The following is a 19,156-nucleotide window of genomic DNA, read 5'->3' as shown; positions in this document are numbered from 1 at the left end:
AGCGATTGAGAAAAAGGAACATTCAACATGAGTAGAGTGGTAAAGTTTGCCGCAGTGCAACTGGCAATCAGTTGGGATCTGGCCGATAACTTGGCCAAAGTTAAAGCGGCGATTCGTGAAGCGGCGGCCAATGGCGCGAACGTAATTTTGCCTCAGGAGCTGTTTGCGGCGCCGTATTTCTGCAAAAAGCAGGAAGCGAAATATTTCGAATTGGCGCAGAGCACCAAAGAGTGCGAGGTGATTTTAGAGCTTAGTGCGCTTGCCAAAGAGCTTAATGTGGTGATTCCGGTCAGCTATTTTGAAAAAGCCGGCAACACCTTTTTTAACTCACTGGTGATGATCGATGCCGACGGCACGGTACTGGAAAACTATCGTAAATCGCACATTCCAGATGGCCCGGGTTACAGCGAAAAATACTATTTCAGCCCTGGCGACACCGGTTTTAAAGTGTGGAAAACCCAATTTGGTGATTTTGGCGCTGGCATCTGCTGGGATCAATGGTTCCCAGAGCTCGCCCGCAGCCTTGCATTGCAAGGCGCCGAAGTGATTTTTTATCCCACCGCAATCGGCAGTGAGCCACAAGATCCAAGCCTTGATTCGCGTGATCACTGGCAACGCACTATGCAAGGTCACTCGGCGGCGAATTTGGTGCCAGTTATCGCTTCAAACCGGGTTGGGGTTGAAGTTGACGATGGCATTGAAACCACTTTCTACGGTTCATCTTTTATTACCGACCACACCGGCGGAAAAATCGCTGAAGCGCCGCGCGAAGGTGAAACCATTATCTACGCTGAGATCGATCTCGAAGCGACCGCCAAAGCCCGCCACGCTTGGGGCTTGTTCCGCGACCGTCGCCCTGAGCTGTACGGCCATGTCGGCAAACTAGCGCTGTAATTAGGAGAGTGAGCATGGAACGCTTAACCACCCCAGCCGAGGATGGCTTTTATTTTCCCGCCGAGTTTGCCCCCATCGATCAGGTTTGGCTGGCTTGGCCGGAGCGCAGCGATAACTGGCGCGATGGCGCCAAGCCTGCTCAGCAAACTTTTGCTCGCATCGCCAATGCCATCGCAAGTGTCACTCCAGTGCGCGTCGCAGTCAGCGCCCAGCAGTGGGTGAATGCTCGCGCGCAGTTGGATGAAAAGGTCGAGCTGGTTGAGATGGCGTACAACGATGCTTGGATGCGTGATATTGGCCCGACGGTGCTGGTTGATGGCAAAGGGCAGCGCCGCGGCGTCAGTTGGCGGTTTAACGCCTGGGGCGGTGAGTTCAACGGCTTGTACGCCGATTGGCTGGCCGACGACCAAGTGGCGGCGAAGGTGTGCCAGCACATTGGAATCGAACACTATCAAGCGCCATTTGTACTTGAAGGTGGCTCGATTCACAGCGATGGCGAAGGTACGCTGTACACCACCGAAGAGTGTCTGTTAAGCCCTGGGCGCAATCCGCAGCTGAGTAAAGCACAGCTTGAGCAGCACTTGGCGGATTATCTTGGCATTCGTAAAGTCATATGGCTGCCAAACGGTTTGTACAACGATGAAACCGACGGTCACGTTGATAACATTTTGCATGTGATTGCACCGGGCAAAGTTGTACTGAGCTGGACAGACGATCCAAACGATCCGCAGTATTCGTTATCGAGGCTGGCTGAGCAAGCACTCAAGGCGCAAACCGATGCGATGGGGCGCACCATTGAAATCATCCGCTTGCCACTTCCCGGGCCGCTGTATTATAGCGAGCAAGAGGCCAGTGGCGTTGATGCCAGCCAAGGGATGGTGCGTGATGCCGGCGAGCGTTTAAGTGCCTCTTACGCGAACTTTTTAATCGTTAATCAGCATGTGTTTTTGCCGTTGTTGGATGACAAGGTTGACCAGCAGGCTGTCGCAATTTTGCAGTCAGCGCTGCCAAGCTACACCATTGTCGGTATTCCAGCTCGTGAAGTGCTGCTCGGTGGGGGGAATATTCATTGCATTAGTCAGCAAATTCCTGCTCCATATGTGCTTGCTAAATAGCTTTTACACCCCAAAAATCTAGCCCTTCAATAAGCTTTAACGCCGAAACCAGACTGTCTGATTTCGGCGTTTTGTTGTTGGTGCCAATGTTTTTTGATAATGAGAATTGACATCATTCGCAACTTTTGGCATTTATAAATTCCTTTTATATTTCCTTAGGTTATTAGCAAGCGTGGTACCAACGTCGAGCCGATTTGGTTTGTGGCGCTATTGCCTCACTTGCTTGCCCCTTATATTGAGTTGTTATCAATGAAATCCTTTTGGCTTCCCGCTTCTGTGCTCGCTATCGGTATCACTTTTAGTTACTTTTATGGCTTCTATTTAGGTTCGCATCAATCAAATTCAGCCAGTGTTACTGAGTCATCGATAGCGGGCGATGATCAACATGATGTGGCTATGAGTTCAAATCCAGACTCTCAAACGCGCGCCATCACTGCACCATCAACGGCTGTAATATCTAAGCGCGATGTTGGCGATTATCCCTACATTGAGCGGTCATTGGCTGAGTATGGGATGAGCCTTCACAATCTCGACGCACAAAAGTGGCAGCAGTTTCTAAACTGGCAGGGGATTGGTTACATCGTTGATCAACTCGGTGATGGAAACACGCTGTTTGACGCTGCGATTAAGGCCAACAATACGCAATTGGTTAAACAAATGCTTGCTTTTGGTTTTGATGTTAATGAAGCGAAACCGGATGGAGAGTTCAACTCGCCATTGCAAAAAGCCGCTTATTACGGCGATATCGAGATGTTTCGTACCATATTTGATGTCGTCAATGATGTGAACGATAAGCGTTATAGGCGCTTAATTGCTTTTATTGTTACTTCAAGCCTTAGCGAAGCGAGTAAACACGCCAAAATCCAATATTCCCTTGACCACGGCTATCGATTGACCGACGTTGGTTTCCATGTCATGCCTCTGCTGCGTTACGGTAATTTAGACTCCAATCCGTATCTATCAAGTTTTGAAGGCACTATCGACTTCAATCAAAAATTAGATGGCAGCTCAGCCATGCTCACTGCGATACGTATGCGGGCAAATGATGCCACACTGCAAGATTTGATTGCTGACTTTCACCCCGAGCAGCTAGCAAAGCAGGAGCAAAGTGACATTTTGCATCGTGCCGTCATCTCACGCGACATGACAAATATAACCACCTTTGAAGATCTGCTTGATAGCGGTCTCAATCCCAACTTAACTGACCGAGGTGGATATACGGCGGTGATGAAATTGGCGATGGTTTTGGCCTATTCGAGTAAGTCTAATATTTCTGCTGAGTTAGTCGATAGTACTAAACAAAAACTAGCGGCGTTACTGGCCCGAGGCGCAGACGTTACGATCAAGAACCATAAAGACCAAACCGTGTTTGATTTGATTGATCAGGTAAAAGTTAGCGCTGAGCAAAAACAGCAAGTACGTGATCTGCTGAACTAGCGGTTTTATCGTGTGATTTGCCATCAATAAAAAAAGAAAACCGAGCCAATTGGCCCGGTTTGTTTGTGATCTTTAAGTGCTGCGAGGAAGTATTACCACTTAAAGATCTCAATCGATTTATTCAGCGTGCCAGCGATTTGGGTCATCTCTTGCGAGCGCAGGTGGTTGCTTTCAGACACATCAAATGTTGATTTCGCCAAGTCGTTAATTTCCACCACATTGGCGCCGATTTCAGAGGCCACATGGCTTTGTTCTTCCACTGCGGCGGCTATTTGGGTGTTCATGTCTTGAATCAGCGCCACTGAGGTTTGAATCTCTTGCAGTGCTTGGTTAGCAAGTGCCGATTTTTCCGAGGTAGTCTGAGCATCTTTCATATTGATGCGCATCAGCTCCACCGAGCGGCTGGCTTCATGTTGCAAGCGATTGATGGTGTCTTGAATCACCGTGGTGCTCTCTTTGGTTTGATTCGCTAAGCTGCGTACCTCATCGGCCACAACCGCGAAGCCACGACCGTGTTCACCTGCACGCGCCGCTTCAATGGCTGCGTTAAGCGCCAGCAAGTTGGTTTGCTCCGAAATACCGTCAATCACTTCCAGAATTTGACCAATGCTTTGGGTGGCTTTTTCAAGCTCAAGGTTGACGTTCACCACGGCTTCAATACCGCCCACCAGTTCAATAATGCTCTGGTTCATGTCGCTGACCATGCGCATCCCTTGCTCTGAATAGCCATTAGCGCCTTTGGCTGAATCTGATGCTTTAAGGGCGTTACGCGCAACTTCATCCACCGATGCCGACATTTCGTTCATTGCTGTGGCGGCTTGCTCTAATTGCAGCATTTGCGATTCAGAACTGATTTTTACTTGTGATGAGGTTTCAGACATCTCAACCGACGAGTGGTCGATTCGCTCAGCCGAGGTTTGAATTTGTTTCATGGTGTCTTTGAGGTTGTCGACCATGGCAAGGGTCGCCGCCAATACACCGGTTTCATGACCGCGCGCGCTGCCCGCGAGAGATAGGTCACCGGCGGCAACTTTGCGCACGATAGCTTCAATTTCAGTCGGCTCACCGCCAATTGGGCGATACATTAAACTGACCACTAAGTAGTAACTCAGCGCGCCAGCAATGGCGAGGGCGACAATGCCAAGAATCAGGCTGTTTTGCAGATTGTCTCTGGATGGCGCAGTGATATTTTGTACGCTTTCCCAGCTCCACACGCTCCAGCCTAGCTCTTGAGAAATGGCGCTTACCACATAGAAGGCTTGATCGTTATGTTCATAGGTGTGGCCTGACCCATTTTGTTGGCGATAGCTGGCGTAAGTTGGGCGCAGTTCAAATAGGTTTTTACCCACGCTTTCGGCATCTTTGGCCGACAGAATGTAGCCATCTTTACGCGCGACATAAATTTGCTGTTTCTCAGACAGGTTTTTGATGTAGGACGTAATACCATCAAGCGCGATATTGGCACCGATAATGGCCACAATTCGACCATTACGCTTCACTGGCTCAACCAACGACATAATAATTTTGCCCGACGATGCTTTATAAGGGGTCGTGATAACGTCAACTTCGCCGTCCATGATTCGTGTGTACCATTCGCGGCCAGCGGCTTTGGCATTGAAGTTTTGAATTTCACCGTCGACGCGATAAGTGGTGCCATCCGCCGTACCGAAAAAGGACGCCACCATGTCATAGTGACCTTCCATAAATTTGAGTTTTTCGACCAATTGCTGTTCGTTAAGCTCGCCGGCTGCGTTGATGTCGATGGAGTCGGCCGACATTTTGAGCATGTCAAAGTTACGCAGCATTTTTTGTTCAACGCCAGAGGCAATAAGTGCCGCCTCGGTTTTGAGCTTGTCGGTATAATTTTGCTGAGAAGAGTCGCTAAACGAGATGTATCCCACGCCGATAATCAAGGCGATGACGAACATAAACAGTCCGCCGATCGATAATAGTATTTTGTTCTTTGCGCTCATAGTTCACCCTTTGAAGACATAAATATGAAGGACTTTATTATTCAAGCTCGCACGTCAGTGTTAAGGCTTGCTTTTAATTCATCAGGGCGGCGAATGAGCTTCGAAACGGCGATAGACTAAACGGCGAGAAACAAGGCGACCTAATGATCAAAAGTGATGTTTTTGGTTACCCAATATAAGCAAGTGAACGCTAGGTTTCTTTGTGCATATGAACAATAAACGCCCTTTAAAAACAGGGCGTTATTGTGCAAAAGTATGAAAATATTTTGCGGCCGTAAAATGCGGATTTAAGTACTGAGTCAGTGGTAAATGTAAACTTTTGTATTACTTAGATTTTGTTGGGAAATATGGCTAATCACAAGGCGTAGCTAGAGTTAATACTCAGCTTGGGAAATTACTGATTGATTCACAACTTTTAAGTGGTCAATTTATCATTTTGTGATTTTTAGCTAAAAGTTATTGTCAATCAATCAGTTGTTACACTTGGTTTGGCTTTTCATTGATTAGGAATTGGCGCGTTCGAGTGATTCAATTTGATGAAGATCGTTAATCAGTGCCAAAAACAGCGCGGCTGCGGTCTCAAGCAACGGATCGGGAAAATCGTAATCAGGGTTGTGCAATTCTGGGTGGTGCTCGCCGCTGCCGATGCAAAACAGTGCGCCTTTGGTTTGCGCCAAAAACTCAGCAAAGTCTTCTGACCAGCGCATCGGCTCTGCCAGTTCGGTGACGTTTAGTCCCAGCGCTTGTGCTTGTTGTTTGACCATTTGGTAGTGCGCCTCATCATTGACCGCGGCTTGAAAGGGTTCATCCCAACTAAGGTGCACGTCAAGCTCGCTGTGTAATTTTAAGTGAGCGAGTTTGTCACTTAGCGCCTGCTGCATTGCAGCAAACGTCTGGTTACATTCGCTGCGCATCGTCGCCAGTATGGTCGCGCTGCCAGGTGCTACACCAAACACAGCGTCACCAAGTTTGACGTGCGCGACCGTGACTAGGCTGAATACATCGCGATATTGATCGGGTAAGGCTTGCAAAAATTCAATGATCTCAAGCATGACTGAGGTTGGATTGATGCCGTGCTCCGGCCATGCCGCGTGTGAGGTTTTGCCTTGCAGTTCGATTTTAGCGCCCACTGATGCACAGGCAAAGGTGCTCGGTTTAACGATGACTTGATGCAGCGGATGACCGGGTAAATTGTGATAGGCGAAAGCGTGGTCAATCGTCATACCACTGAGTTTGCTGTCGCTTAGCATCGCGGCTGCACCTGTGCCGATTTCTTCCGCTGGTTGAAACAGCAAAATGACTTTGCCACATGGTGGTGGCGTTAGGCTAAGCTGCTCGGCGACTTTAAGCAGCGAGGTGGTGTGGCCATCGTGGCCGCAGGCGTGCATGATTCCCGGTTTCTGGGAGATGTGACCATGGCTTGCCACCTCGGTAATTGGTAGCGCATCAAAATCAGCCCGTAACAATGTGGTGTCACCTGCGTGTTCCCCTTCGATAATACATATGATGCCATGACCACCGATGTCGGTTATCGGCTCAAGCCCAAAGCCTTGTAACTGCTCGCAGATTGCGCGAGACGTATGTTGCTCTTGGCCTGAGAGTTCAGGATGTTGGTGCAGTTGGCGACGAAAAGTCGGCGCGTCAAAGGGGGGAGTCTGAGTCATAAGTTATCCTTAACTTTATCGCGTGTTACTCGTTGTTATTCCACGTTAATCAAATTGGCGTTTGGAAGCGAGTGTTTATTATTCAGCCGCTTTTATTTGGTTGTTGATGAATTGAGCAGAAAAAATAAAGGCATGCGTTTAGCATGCCTTTACAGGTAATTGGGTGACGCGAACCAACGCGTTTTAAGGTGGTAACGGGTTATTTAACCGTGATGACATCCATCACCAATTTGCCGCCTTCGCGGACTGGGCCGTCAGCTTTGGAGCCGAGTGTGTATTCAAACACGCCCGTTTTCATGCCGCCATCCTCGCCGTGCAGCATTAACATCAGCATATCACCCGACATAACAGGTTCGGTCAGAATTGCGGTGACGTCATTGTTAGCCCCTTTTTTCAGCGGTGCGTAACCAACCACAGGTCCCGGTTTCATCATTTTATCGGTGCGATGTACCACCATCCAGCCGTTGGCATCGGCTTTAATCATTTGCGCAGTGACGGTGCCACCAGACACATCTTGATCCATGGCTTTCACACTGAGGTGGTGTCCCGCCCACGCAGAAGTAGAAACGCCAATCAAGGCCGCGCTGAGACATAAGGTTTTTAACGACGTAGTAAACGGTGTATTCATGATCGATTCCTATCATTATGATTGCGTTGCACGTTACAACGCGAAGCTGTAATTCCCGCTAGCGATACGTCAGCTAACCCGATTTCATACGTTAAAAGATTAGAATCGGTTCACTAAAAAGTATGCAATTATGCGATTATTTTTTTACGCCTTAGGGTGTGGTTGGGGGTATGTATATGCAAATCATGGAATAAACGAAAATACTAAATTTTTTTCCATTGAACTCATTTTTCACTGTATTTGGTCGTCAATTTAGTTGGCTTGATTGCTCACTAGGCTTGAAATGTAGTGCAAGCTCAGTATTGGCAAGGGGTTAGGGGAATTTCATCATATTTGCAGACTAATGTGATGGCGAAAGAATCTGATTGCATCTTAAGTTTTGCACGGTAGTATGCTTTTTTAGATGTCTATACGTCTATATATGATGTTGTTATGGAGGATGTAATGAAAACAATAAAAACCGCGCTGACGTGGTTATGTGCAGTGGGTCTTGCGCTAGGATTGAGCGCTTGCGGCCAAAAAGAAGACAAAGTACTTAAAGTCGGTGCAACGGTTGGGCCTCATGCTCAAGTGGTTGAAGCGGCGGTAAAAGAAGCCGCTAAGCAAGGCCTTAAAGTGGAGTTGGTTGAGTTTTCTGACTTTATCACCCCTGATGCGGCGCTTGCCGATGGCAGCATCGACCTTAATAGCTATCAGCACTTACCCTTTTTGAATAATTTCAATAGCAACAACGATTCAGACTTAGTGTCGATGGGTAAATCGATTTTGATGCGTATGGGCGTGTATTCAAACCGTTATAAATCTCTGGATGAACTTCCAGATAATGCGCGCATCGCGATTCCAAACGATCCGACCAATGGCGGCCGTGGTTTGTTGCTGCTGGCTGATGCGAACCTGATTAAGCTAAAACCGGGTGTGGGCTTTAAAGCAACGGTTAACGATATCATTGATAATCCAAAACATTTTGAGATTCTAGAAATCGACGCCGCGCAATTGCCTCGTACTTTGGATGATGTTGATGCAGCTGCGATCACGATGAACTACGTGATGTCGGCAGGGCTGGATCCGAAAAAACAAGGTATCTATCTTGAGCCAAAAGATGCGCCGCTGGCTGTGATGGTCATTGCTGCGCGTAAAGAAGATCAAGACAAAGAAGCCTACAAGAAATTCGTTAAGATTTACCAGTCTGAGGCGGTGCGTCAGTTTATCGACGACACTTTCCACGGTACGATTGAGGCGGCATTCTAATTCGCTGGCGAATTTGTAGCTGATGAAAATACAAAAAACGCTTTGGTTTCGGTCAAAGCGTTTTTTTGTGCTTAACGAATTGCTAAGCCGCAGTTGAATGTTAGTAGTCGACTTTGCCGCGTAAGTTTTTGGTCACTGCGGTGCGTTTTTTCGCCTCGACGCGTTTGATCTGCGAGCTTTTGGTCGGTTTGGTTGGGCGGCGCGTTTTTACTTCTACCATTGCAGATTGAATCAGCTCTTTGAGCCGATTGAGCGCGTCTTCTTTATTTTTTTCTTGAGTGCGCTGCGACTGAGCTTTAATCACAATCACTCCATCTTTGGTGATGCGACTGTCTTGCAGCGCCAACAAGCGTTGTTTATAGACATCCGGTAGCGTCGAGCGCTGAATGTCGAAACGCAAATGAATGGCGGTGGCAACTTTATTGACGTTTTGTCCACCGTTGCCCATCGCACGTATCGCCGATAGTTCAATTTCCCAGTCGGCAAGTGTCACCTTGTTAGATAGCGTTAACATGGTAGTAATAAAACCAATTCCTAATGTTGTTTTCTGGTTGGCCGATTGCCAAGTCGGCTATGTTTTCAGTGCCTAAGCTCTTTGTCAATCTTTATAGCGAGTACGGCGTGTTTCAATGTGTTCGCAGTCGCGCTTGACCTTTAGGCAAGCTAAGCGCAGTTAACGCTTTTTATCTTGGCACTTACTGTTACAATAGCGCCCTTTATTGCGACTTGGTTAAAATTTAGCCACAGGATTCATTGTGACATCATCCAACACCGACTTTTCTTCTCTGGCGCTTAAACCGTCTTTACTCAGTACCCTTAAAGAACTTGGCTTTAGCGCCATGACGCCAATTCAACAAGCCAGTTTGCCCGCCATTTTGGATGGCAGGGATGTATTGGCGCAGGCCAAAACCGGTTCAGGTAAAACGGCGGCGTTTGGTTTGGGGCTGCTTGAACGTCTTGAAGTAAAGCGTTTTCGTGTTCAGTCTTTGGTGCTGTGTCCAACTCGCGAATTGGCCGACCAAGTGGCCAAAGAGCTGCGCCGTTTTGCGCGTGGTATTCATAACATCAAGATTCTCACTTTATGTGGTGGTGTGCCGGTTGGGCCGCAAATTGGCTCGCTGGAACACGGCGCGCACATCATTGTTGGCACGCCAGGGCGCGTACTTGATCACCTGCAAAAACAGCGTCTGGATCTGAGTCATTTAACTCAGTTGGTGCTGGATGAAGCGGATCGCATGCTAGAAATGGGTTTTAACAAAGATTTAGAACAGATCTCGACCTTTATGCCGCGCGAGCGTCAAAGCTTGCTGTTTAGCGCTACCTTCCCAGAGCCTATTGCGCAACTGGCGCGTGAAATGATGAACAACCCGCTTAATATTGAGCTTAAAGAACGCCACGACCAGCTCAGCATTAGTCAGCGTTTTTACCAAGTCAACGATGCCAATAGCCGTTTGCAAGCTGCTCGTCTATTGCTGCTAAAACATCGCCCTGAAAGTGCAGTAATTTTCTGTAACACCAAGCGTGAAGCTCAAGATGTGGCTGATGATTTGGATGCCCAAGGCTTTAGTGTTAAAGCGCTACATGGCGATCTGGACCAGCGTCAGCGCGACCAAGCTTTGGTGCAGTTTGCGCTGAAAAGTGTGTCGATTTTAGTGGCCACCGATGTGGCGGCGCGCGGCTTAGACATTGATGCGCTGGATTTGGTGATCAACTACGATATGGCTCATGAGCCAGAAGTGCACGTTCACCGCGTAGGTCGCACAGGCCGTGCCGGTGCTAAAGGGGTAGCTGCCAGCCTCGTTGGGCCAAATGATGGTATGCGTTTAGCGCTTATTGAAGACAAATTCGGCCCGCAAAGCTTTAGCAGCTTGCCGAGCGAGTCGGGTTTGGATACCACGCCGCTGCGTGCAGAAATGACCTGCTTGCGTATTGAAGGTGGCAAGAAGCACAAATTGCGCCCGGGCGACATTCTTGGCGCCTTGACGGCAGGCAAAGTGATCGCGGGTAGCGAAGTCGGCAAAATCCAAATTAAAGACATTTGGTCCTATGTCGCAGTGCGTCAAAGCGTCGCGAAAAAAGCGCTGAATCTGCTCAATGATGGCAAACTGAAAGGCAAATCATTTCGCGTTTGGGCGATGAAATAAACGGCCAGTCCGGTTCAAACGTTTGATTGGACATGCAGTGAAAGGGTTAGCGATAGGCTAGCCCTTTTTATTGGCGATAAGCGGCTTGTTTATCAAAACCGTTGCTTATCGAAACGGCTCTGTTATCGAAAGAATGATTTTTTTTGGTATATCGTGTTGAAAAATAACTCTATTTTTATCGTTAAAGCACAATTGTGGGGAACCTGAGCATTTGTGGTGCAACGGCGCCGCCGCGCTTAGGATAACACTCGAATACGCTTTCACGGCGCTGCTTGGTTCGAAAGCGCTAGCTAAATAGTCTGCAAGGTATTCATTAAGTCGGTTTATTAATTGCATTGTTGAGTGATTTCTCAATCGCGGTGGCGTTTCGCGCCTTATTGCATGGATTAAACAGAGGGAACTGGCCTTGCTTATCGGAATTTTATTTTGTCTTAGTGCATCTGTGCTGTTCGGTGCCTTGTCTTACTACAGTGTTTGGCTTGAACCATTAGATGGTTTTGCTGTGTTTGGTTGGCGGGTTATGGGGACCGTCTTTATCATGCTGCTTGCGCTCGCTATCGCCAAGCAAGGACGCGCATTTCGCGAGGCGCTAAGTGAGGTTATCCATACGCCACGCTCGCTGATGATAGTCGTGGTGTGCAGCGTATTAATGAGTGTACAAGTGTGGTTATTTGGCTGGGCGCCACTTAATGGTCATGCGCAAGATTTGGCGATGGGTTATTTTTTGATGCCATTGACCTTGGTGCTGACTGGCCGTGTGCTGTTTAACGAGGGTTTGTCACGCTTGCAAAGTCTAGCGGTTGGCTTAGCGCTGATTGGGGTAGGGGCTGAGCTTTTACGTCACGGCGGCGTTTCTCTGGTGTCATTGGTGGTGATGCTCGGTTATCCGCCGTATTTCATTTTAAAGCGTCGCCTGAATCTTTGTGCATTGCACAGCATGATGGTCGAACATTTGGTTATGCTGCCGTTTGGCGTGGCGATTTTGTATCAGAAAAACTGGAACTGGGCGTTCTTTGCTGAGCAAGGTAACAATGGCTGGTTGATCATCGCCGGGCTTGGCGTTTTAGGTTGCATGGCGCTGCTGAGCTTTATTGCCGCCAGTCAGCGGATGCCGCTTTCGCTATTTGGCATGCTTAGCTACGTGGAACCTCTGCTGCTGTTTCTGGTCGCGCTTGCACTTGGAGAGTCGTTTTCCGAGGCTGATTTCATCACCTACGTGCCGATCTGGCTGGCGGTGGGATGCTTAATGCTCAACGGCTGGGTTGTTTATAAGCAGCACTATCTGATTGTTTCGACAAAGGCGCGGGCTATTTCAGCCTAAGTGCTGAAACCTTGCCACTGGGTTAATCTGTGTCAGGCAGAGATAGCCGTGAACTCCTGTTCAAAGGAGATCACACGGTTACGACCGTAATGCTTGGCACGGTACATGGCTTTATCTGCATTAGCGAGCGCCTGTTCTAGGCCAATCATATCGTTAAGTGGCGCGCAGCCTATCGATACCGACAGCGCGCCATGAACATCGGTAAAATCATTGATGTAAATGCCTTCCACCGCCATACGAAACTTTTCGGCAATGATCAGCGCTCCTGAATGAGCGTTGACATCCACCAGAGCGACAAATTCTTCACCGCCATAACGGCACAATAGGTCTGTCTCGCGAGAGCTATTTGTTAGCGCGTTTGCGATGGTGGCTAACACTTCATCACCCACACTATGACCAAAGTGGTCGTTAATTTTCTTAAAGTAATCCACGTCCATGAGCATCACATACAGAGTGGAGTTTTTGCGCCGCTGCCACGCCATACATTTGCTTGCTTCTTGGCTAAAGGCGACGCGATTATACAGCCCGGTCAGTTGGTCAAGGGTTTCAATTTGGTTCAGTTTACGCTCGACTGTGCGCCGTTCGCGATCGATTTTTTCTTGCGCTGCAGCGCTCATTGCTACGAGCAGAATGATAAACCAACTGGTGGCGACCACATACGCGCCAAACAGGTTTTCTAAGCCAGTGTTGACCAGCGATTGCACCAGCATATAGCCCAAAATAAAGCAAAACAGATACCCGACCACGACCTGCACCCGCGCGATTCGACCACCAATGTAGGGTGAAAGCACGGCGCGCACGATACCACGGCTTGAGGTAATAAACAGCGAACTTATCGACAGCAGCAATCCTAGTGTTGTGGTTATAAGTGACATGTCGCCATAAAAATTCTCAAGCCCGTAAGCATAACCAGTGATGGCTACCGTCGGAATGGCGAGTGCGATAAAGCTGCATATTTGTGATAGGAACGCTTTGCGATGGCGGCGAAAAATATTAGCCAGACACAGCAGCAGTAACATCGCCGTCGTGTTTAGCCCCATCACATTGTTGCGTGGGTCGTTAAGGTGCTCAAGGGGGTTGTAGAGAAAACTGGTGATCAACGCAGCGTTACTGGTGCCAAATTGTTCATCGACTAAACGCATGCTAATAAACAGTAACCCAATGTAGGCGCACATCGCTGAAAGGCAGGGGCGAGTGCGTGGTGGAAGCATCAAACCCAGAGCCAGTAGCGTGGTTAAGATTGCGGTTAATGGATTGGTGGCAGGACCACTTGGAATTGGGCGATACAGCACCTCTAAATCGACCAGATAGCCACTGAGGCTAAGGAGCGAGAAACCCAAACAGATGGCTGCCAGTGGTCGACAAATTTTGACAAAATAGCGAATCAAAGAGTGATGCTTTACATGCGGGGCTGAATAAACCAAATGTGTATGCCTATGCAATCTAGTGAGTATAAATAACAGGCTAGTTTAGGCTTTTGACTCTTGCCACTTGGCAGAAAAAAATTGAGTAATAACTGTGAATCAGCTTAAAAATGAGCAACATGAGGCATTTTAGTCGCACGTGATTTGCGTAACTGTCAGGGCTCTATGCTGCTCGGTTTAAGATCAAACACCAACGCTTAACGCATCGGTTCATTACTCTGGGCGATGGGTTAATAAAAAGTCGCGAATGCGCTCTAGGGCTGTTGCAAGCACCGCTAAATCGCAGCCGTAGCAAATACGCAGATGTTCACTGCCGCCAAGACCAAATGCCTCGCCTGGTGCCACACCGACTTTCGCCTCTTCAATCATACGTAAAATATACGCTTGGCTATTGGCCGCAAGGCCATCAATTTTGACAAACGCATAGAAGGTGGCAGGCATGTCATACAAGGTCACGCCAGGAATATCGCTGAGCGCTTGTGCCACCATGTCACGGGCGGTCAAAAAGCGCTCGCGAGTTTGTTCGATAAAACGTTCACCTTGGGTAATCGCCGCCAAACCACCAGCTTGTACAAAGCCTGGTGCGCATGAGACGTTAAACTCAATCAATTTGGTGATGGTGGGTGTGATGGCGCGCGGCAAGGTTAACCACCCCAAACGCCAGCCAGTCATACACCAAGCTTTAGAGAAACTATTGCAAACGATGATCGGGTCAGATTCGCGCATAAAGGTGCAAAACGATGGCGCGCTGTCGCCTTCATAGGTGTGGCGTGCGTACACTTCATCAGAAATCACCCAGACATTTTCTCGTCGAGCAAATTCACAAATTGCTTCAATCTGTTCTTTGGTCGCGCACCAACCGGTTGGGTTGTTCGGGCTGTTGATGACAATCGCTTTGGCATCTTTAGCTGCGTGAAATAGCGCGTCTAAATCCAGCTCAAAGCGATGACCATTTTGGCTTAGCTGCAGCTGTTCTACCTTTGCGCCGAGTAGTTGCGGTACGGCGAATAAGGTAGGGAATACCGGCGTGATGACCACCACTTTATCGCCGGCGCTGATGCAGGTCTGCGCGGCCAGCATGACCGCATTCGTCCCAGACACGGTAACCACGATATTGTGCTGGTCAAATTGCTGGTCATAAAGACGGTTTTGATATTCGGCGAGCGCGGTACGAAGCGCAGGTATACCGTTATTCGGGGTATAGCGAGTGTCACCTTGCTCAAGACCGTGCGCCGCGGCTTGGCGAATAAAATCTGGGGTTGGAATGTCCGATTCGCCAAACCACAGCGGAATCACATCCGCTTGGGTCATGCCGAAATTCGCGATAGTACGAATTGATGACTCACTCAACTGCTGAGCTATGGGGCTTAGGGCAGGGGGCAACGGTCTATCCATGACGGGAACTTCTCCTTTAAGTGGGCGTGGGATGGCATCAAAGCCAGAGCCGATGGGGATTACTATCCCATGTTTGGCGCAAAAATTTAATCAACTTGTTGGTTAGTTATTGCTTTTAAAGTGGGTATTTTAAGAATCTTTCCGATGTGATTTATCAGTTCAATATGATGCTATTGGGTAAATAATCAACAAGTGCTAGCCGATATTTTGCTAAAACTACCCTTTGTCTGGGTTGTGCATCGCCCTTAGCTATGATGATTTATTAGGCAAGCAAATCGTATTCAGGGAAGAATGTATGAGCCAAGCCTACTACTTATGGCTGCGCCTCAGTCGCTTGCTGCTGGTGTTGGTTGGATTATCGGTGATCATTTTTGTGGTGGCGCGCCTTATCCCCGGCGACCCAGCACGGATAGCACTTGGCCCGTTGGCGACCCCACAACAAGTCGCCGAACTGCAACAAAAGATGGGGCTGGATAAATCCATCGCAGTGCAGTATTTCGACTATATCAGCAATGTGTTTGATGGCGATATGGGTCAATCCACCATTACCGACCAGCCGGTGTTATCCGACATTACTCGCGCATTGCCAGCAACGCTTGAGTTGGTATTGGTGGCGGTATTTTTTACCGCGGCCATTGGCATGCCGCTGGGCATTTTCGCTGCTTATCGCCCAAATGGCTGGTTCGACCAAGTGTCGCGGGTCGTTTCATTGGTTGGGGTGGTGACACCGTCGTTTCTTCTCGCTCTGATCCTGCAGCTGCTGGCAAGCCTTGGTTGGCTTGATCTACCAGTCACCGAGCGTCTCTCTTCCTCAATGAACTTCAGCGCCGATTTTTCCGGTTTATTGTTGCTCGACAGTGTATTGCAAGGGCGCTTTGATGTGTTCCTTAACGCGCTGCAACATATTTTGCTGCCTGCAATTGCGCTGTCTGCCGCGGGTATTGGTCAGGTGATGCGCATTACGCGTTCGTCGATGATCGAATTTAGTCATCGCGACCACGTTGAAACGCTGCGTGCGTGCGGCGTTTCCAAGCCAGTGGTCAATTTCAAATATCTGCTGCGTCTGTCAGCGTCAGCGCCTCTGACCATTTTGGGCCTTGAGTTTGCCTCACTGATTGGTAACGCCTTTGTGGTCGAGATGGTGTTTTCGTGGCCGGGCGTGGCGAGCTATGGCGTGCGCTCGATTCTGCATAAAGATTTTAATGCCGTGATTGGCGTGGTGTTGGTGTCCGGTGTGTTCTTTATCGCCGCCAACTTATTGATTGATTTTATTATCGGCGTGGTCGACCCGCGCGTGAAGCACAAAGGAGCCTAACATGATTCCGTTAGAGCAAACCCATCTGCCTCATGGCGAGCAAGAGTTCACGCCATCTAGCGCGGACAAGCAATACTCCAACTTTGGTAAAGCCTGGTATCGCTTTACCCGTAACCCAACGGCAGTGATTGGCTTAGTGATTGTAGTGAGTGTGGTACTGTTCGCGCTGCTAGCGCCGCTTTTGGCGCCGTACCCTGAACACGCCGGCAGCTTTGTTAACTTTCGCGCTCGCCACCATGCGCCAGATTGGGATTACTGGATGGGCACCGACAACGTTGGCCGCGACATTTTAACTCGCGTCCTTTACGGCTATCGCGTGTCATTAAGTTTGGTGGTCGGCGTGCTGGCCCTGTCCGTGCCAGTTGGCGTGCTACTTGGCATCGTTGCCGCCTACGCAGGTGGTTGGATTGAGCAGCTCATCATGCGTTTTAACGACATGTTACTTGCGGTTCCGCCACTGGCATTGGCGCTGGCGATTACCTCGATTCTCGAGCCCAATTTAACCAACGCGATGCTGGCGATTGCTTGTCTGTGGTGGAACTGGCACTGCCGCTTGGTGTATCGCTTGGCTAAAAGCATTGTCACCGAAGACTTTATCGAAGCTGCGCGCCTGTCTGGTGCGAGCCACTGGCACATTGTGGTCAAAGAAATTTTGCCGAACTGCGTGGCTGCGATCAGCGTTAAAACCACGCTCGACGCCGGATTTGTGATTTTGTTTGGCGCGACGCTGAGCTTTCTTGGCCTAGGCGTTCAGCCGCCAACTCCAGATCTTGGCACCATGGTGTCGACTGGCGCGGCGTACTTACCCGAATATTGGTGGGAAGCCATGATGCCGGGGCTGGCGATTTTGTACGCCATTTTAGGCTTTAACTTGCTTGGCGACGGCCTGCGCGACTTTTTTGATGTGGAGGTATAACCATGCAGCCATTAATTGAAATTTCCGATTTTAGCCTGGCGTTTAAAGTCTATGGTGGTCAGCGCCAAGTGTTGCATCGTATTTCGCTGCACATTCATCCGGGCGAGCGCGTTGCTTTGATTGGCGAGTCGGGCTCAGGCAAAAGTGTCACTAGCAAAATGTTGATGGGCACGCTTAACAGCCAGCAAATCGTGATCAATAGCGGTGATATCAAGGTCGATGGTGAGTCGCTGCTGAGTATGGAACACAGCAAGCGCGAGAGCCTTAAAGGCTCAGTGATGTCGATGATTCAGCAAGATCCGCAGACCTCGTTCAATCCGGTGTTTCGCATTCGCACTCACCTTAACGACATCATGAAATTCGTTGAGAAAACCAGCGGCGTGAAATACACCAGAGCCGAGCGCAAAGCGCACATTTTAGCGGTACTGGACAAGGTCAAGCTGACCGATACTGAGCGGGTATATAACGCTTATCCATGGCAACTTTCCGGTGGTATGCGCCAACGAGTCTTGATTGCGATGGCGCTGCTGCATCCCACCAAATTGCTGATTGCCGATGAGCCGGGGACGGCTCTGGATGTGACCACGCAAGATGAAATCATCAAGTTGATTAACCAGCTGGTGGAAGACGAACAACTGGCGCTACTGATGATCACCCATAACCTTGGCGTGGTGCGCAAAACCGCCGACCGCGTGTACGTGATGCAGCATGGCCGCATTGTTGAACACGGCAGTGTGGCGAACATTTTTGACCGCGCTAAGCACTCCTATACCCAAAGGCTGTTTGATTCGGTTCCGCGTCTTTACGCGCCAAACCAAGAACCAAAACCGCCAAGCTCAAAAGCGCCGTTGGTTCGCTTTGTTGAAACTTGCAAAACCTTTCACGGCAAAAAAGATTGGCGTGGACGTGTGACCTCGCAAGTCAAAGCGGTTAAGCCACTGAATTTAAGCATCAATCAAGGCGATACGTTTGGTCTGGCTGGCGAGTCTGGCTCTGGCAAAACCACCCTTGCGCGCATGCTGATGGGCATTATTGATTGCACCGATGGCAACATCATGATCGAAGCCAAACCGCTAGCCACTTGGCGCGCTAATCAGGCCAATCGTCACAGCATTCAGATGGTGCATCAAAACCCGGCGGCGTCGCTTAACCCGCGTCGCACCATCGCGCAAACGCTATCGGTACCACTCAAATATATCGGAAAATCTCAGGACATTGATGGCGAAATTCGCCGCTTGCTTGAATTGGTGGAATTGCCACAAGAGTACGCCGAGATGTATCCGTCAAGCTTATCTGGCGGGCAAAAACAGCGAGTCGCTATTGCGCGTGCTTTGGCAGCGAACCCCAAAATTTTGGTGCTCGACGAACCGACTTCCGCGCTGGATGTGTCGGTGCAAAAAAGCGTGATTGAGCTGTTAGAACGCCTGCAAAGCGATCTGGGTTTGACCTATCTGTTTATTTCCCACGATCTGAGCCTAATGCGCCAGTTTTGCAATCGCGTGGCGGTGATGTATCGCGGCGAACTGCTTGAAGTGGGCGATACCCAAACGCTGTTTGATATGCCGAATCACAACTATACCCGCGCTTTGATCCGCGCGATTCCGGTGATCAGCGAAGAAGAAGAGCGCCACAAACCGTATGTCAGTGATGCTGACGCCAAAGCAGCTTTAGCGTCAGCATAG

The 19,156-nt window shown here is 49.2% G+C and carries 15 protein-coding genes; 9 read left to right on the top strand and 6 right to left on the bottom strand.

Annotation, left to right across the window (positions count from 1 at the left end):
* The first annotated feature begins 27 nt into the window (after positions 1-27).
* The 3 genes from aguB (at position 28) to BLS03_RS04660 (ending at position 3,446) form a co-directional block, all read left to right on the top strand.
* Positions 28-894, top strand: coding sequence for an N-carbamoylputrescine amidase (gene aguB / locus BLS03_RS04670; RefSeq protein WP_093269342.1), 867 nt, complete (start codon positions 28-30; stop codon positions 892-894).
* Positions 895-908: 14 nt separating this feature from the next.
* Positions 909-2,009 carry an agmatine deiminase gene (gene aguA / locus BLS03_RS04665; RefSeq protein WP_093269339.1) on the top strand — a complete coding sequence of 367 codons (1,101 nt, stop codon included), beginning with the start codon at positions 909-911 and terminating at the stop codon, positions 2,007-2,009.
* 249 nt (positions 2,010-2,258) lie between these two features.
* Entirely contained in the window at positions 2,259-3,446 is a 1,188-nt protein-coding gene (locus tag BLS03_RS04660; protein ID WP_093269336.1) for an ankyrin repeat domain-containing protein, read from the top strand.
* A gap of 92 nt (positions 3,447-3,538) precedes the next feature.
* Here BLS03_RS04660 and BLS03_RS04655 read toward each other — a convergent pair whose 3' ends face one another.
* From BLS03_RS04655 to BLS03_RS04645, 3 genes are all read right to left on the bottom strand, one after another.
* Complete coding sequence (locus BLS03_RS04655; RefSeq protein WP_093269334.1) at positions 3,539-5,419, bottom strand: methyl-accepting chemotaxis protein; 1,881 nt, start codon at positions 5,417-5,419, stop codon at positions 3,539-3,541.
* A 503-nt stretch (positions 5,420-5,922) separates the two neighbouring features.
* Complete coding sequence (locus BLS03_RS04650) at positions 5,923-7,083, bottom strand: amidohydrolase (protein WP_093269331.1); 1,161 nt, start codon at positions 7,081-7,083, stop codon at positions 5,923-5,925.
* 199 nt (positions 7,084-7,282) lie between these two features.
* Complete coding sequence (locus BLS03_RS04645; protein WP_093269328.1) at positions 7,283-7,711, bottom strand: DUF7282 domain-containing protein; 429 nt, start codon at positions 7,709-7,711, stop codon at positions 7,283-7,285.
* A gap of 444 nt (positions 7,712-8,155) precedes the next feature.
* Here BLS03_RS04645 and BLS03_RS04640 point away from each other — a divergent pair, with 444 nt between their 5' ends.
* Positions 8,156-8,959, top strand: coding sequence for a MetQ/NlpA family ABC transporter substrate-binding protein (locus BLS03_RS04640; protein ID WP_093269325.1), 804 nt, complete (start codon positions 8,156-8,158; stop codon positions 8,957-8,959).
* A 100-nt stretch (positions 8,960-9,059) separates the two neighbouring features.
* Here BLS03_RS04640 and arfB read toward each other — a convergent pair whose 3' ends face one another.
* On the bottom strand, positions 9,060-9,473 hold the full coding sequence (gene arfB, locus BLS03_RS04635) for an alternative ribosome rescue aminoacyl-tRNA hydrolase ArfB (RefSeq protein ID WP_093269322.1): 414 nt from the start codon (positions 9,471-9,473) through the stop codon (positions 9,060-9,062).
* A gap of 241 nt (positions 9,474-9,714) precedes the next feature.
* Here arfB and dbpA point away from each other — a divergent pair, with 241 nt between their 5' ends.
* Complete coding sequence (dbpA, locus tag BLS03_RS04630) at positions 9,715-11,103, top strand: ATP-dependent RNA helicase DbpA (RefSeq protein WP_093269318.1); 1,389 nt, start codon at positions 9,715-9,717, stop codon at positions 11,101-11,103.
* Positions 11,104-11,509: 406 nt separating this feature from the next.
* Entirely contained in the window at positions 11,510-12,424 is a 915-nt protein-coding gene (gene rarD, locus BLS03_RS04625) for an EamA family transporter RarD (protein WP_176765504.1), read from the top strand.
* Between the two features lie 32 nt (positions 12,425-12,456).
* On the opposite strand, the gene BLS03_RS04620 is transcribed toward rarD, so the two are convergent.
* The gene (locus BLS03_RS04620) at positions 12,457-13,812 is read right to left on the bottom strand and encodes a GGDEF domain-containing protein (RefSeq protein WP_176765503.1); all 1,356 of its coding nucleotides are present in this window, start codon (positions 13,810-13,812) and stop codon (positions 12,457-12,459) included.
* 249 nt (positions 13,813-14,061) lie between these two features.
* Positions 14,062-15,243 carry a pyridoxal phosphate-dependent aminotransferase gene (locus tag BLS03_RS04615; RefSeq protein WP_093269308.1) on the bottom strand — a complete coding sequence of 394 codons (1,182 nt, stop codon included), beginning with the start codon at positions 15,241-15,243 and terminating at the stop codon, positions 14,062-14,064.
* Positions 15,244-15,538: 295 nt separating this feature from the next.
* Here BLS03_RS04615 and BLS03_RS04610 point away from each other — a divergent pair, with 295 nt between their 5' ends.
* The 3 genes from BLS03_RS04610 to nikE are packed head-to-tail and all read left to right on the top strand — an operon-like array spanning position 15,539 to position 19,156.
* A complete protein-coding gene (locus tag BLS03_RS04610; RefSeq protein ID WP_093269306.1) occupies positions 15,539-16,558 on the top strand; it encodes an ABC transporter permease in 1,020 nt (339 codons plus the stop codon).
* 1 nt (position 16,559) lies between these two features.
* Positions 16,560-17,474, top strand: a complete 915-nt coding sequence (locus BLS03_RS04605) for an ABC transporter permease (protein WP_093269304.1) — start codon at positions 16,560-16,562, stop codon at positions 17,472-17,474.
* A 2-nt stretch (positions 17,475-17,476) separates the two neighbouring features.
* Positions 17,477-19,156 carry a nickel ABC transporter ATP-binding protein NikE gene (gene nikE, locus BLS03_RS04600; protein WP_093269301.1) on the top strand — a complete coding sequence of 560 codons (1,680 nt, stop codon included), beginning with the start codon at positions 17,477-17,479 and terminating at the stop codon, positions 19,154-19,156.

The organism is Vibrio xiamenensis (assembly GCF_900100015.1).
GTDB lineage: Bacteria > Pseudomonadota > Gammaproteobacteria > Enterobacterales > Vibrionaceae > Vibrio > Vibrio xiamenensis.
The sequence above is the reverse complement of the archived record's forward strand: the minus strand, read 5'-3'. Positions and strand labels throughout refer to the sequence as shown.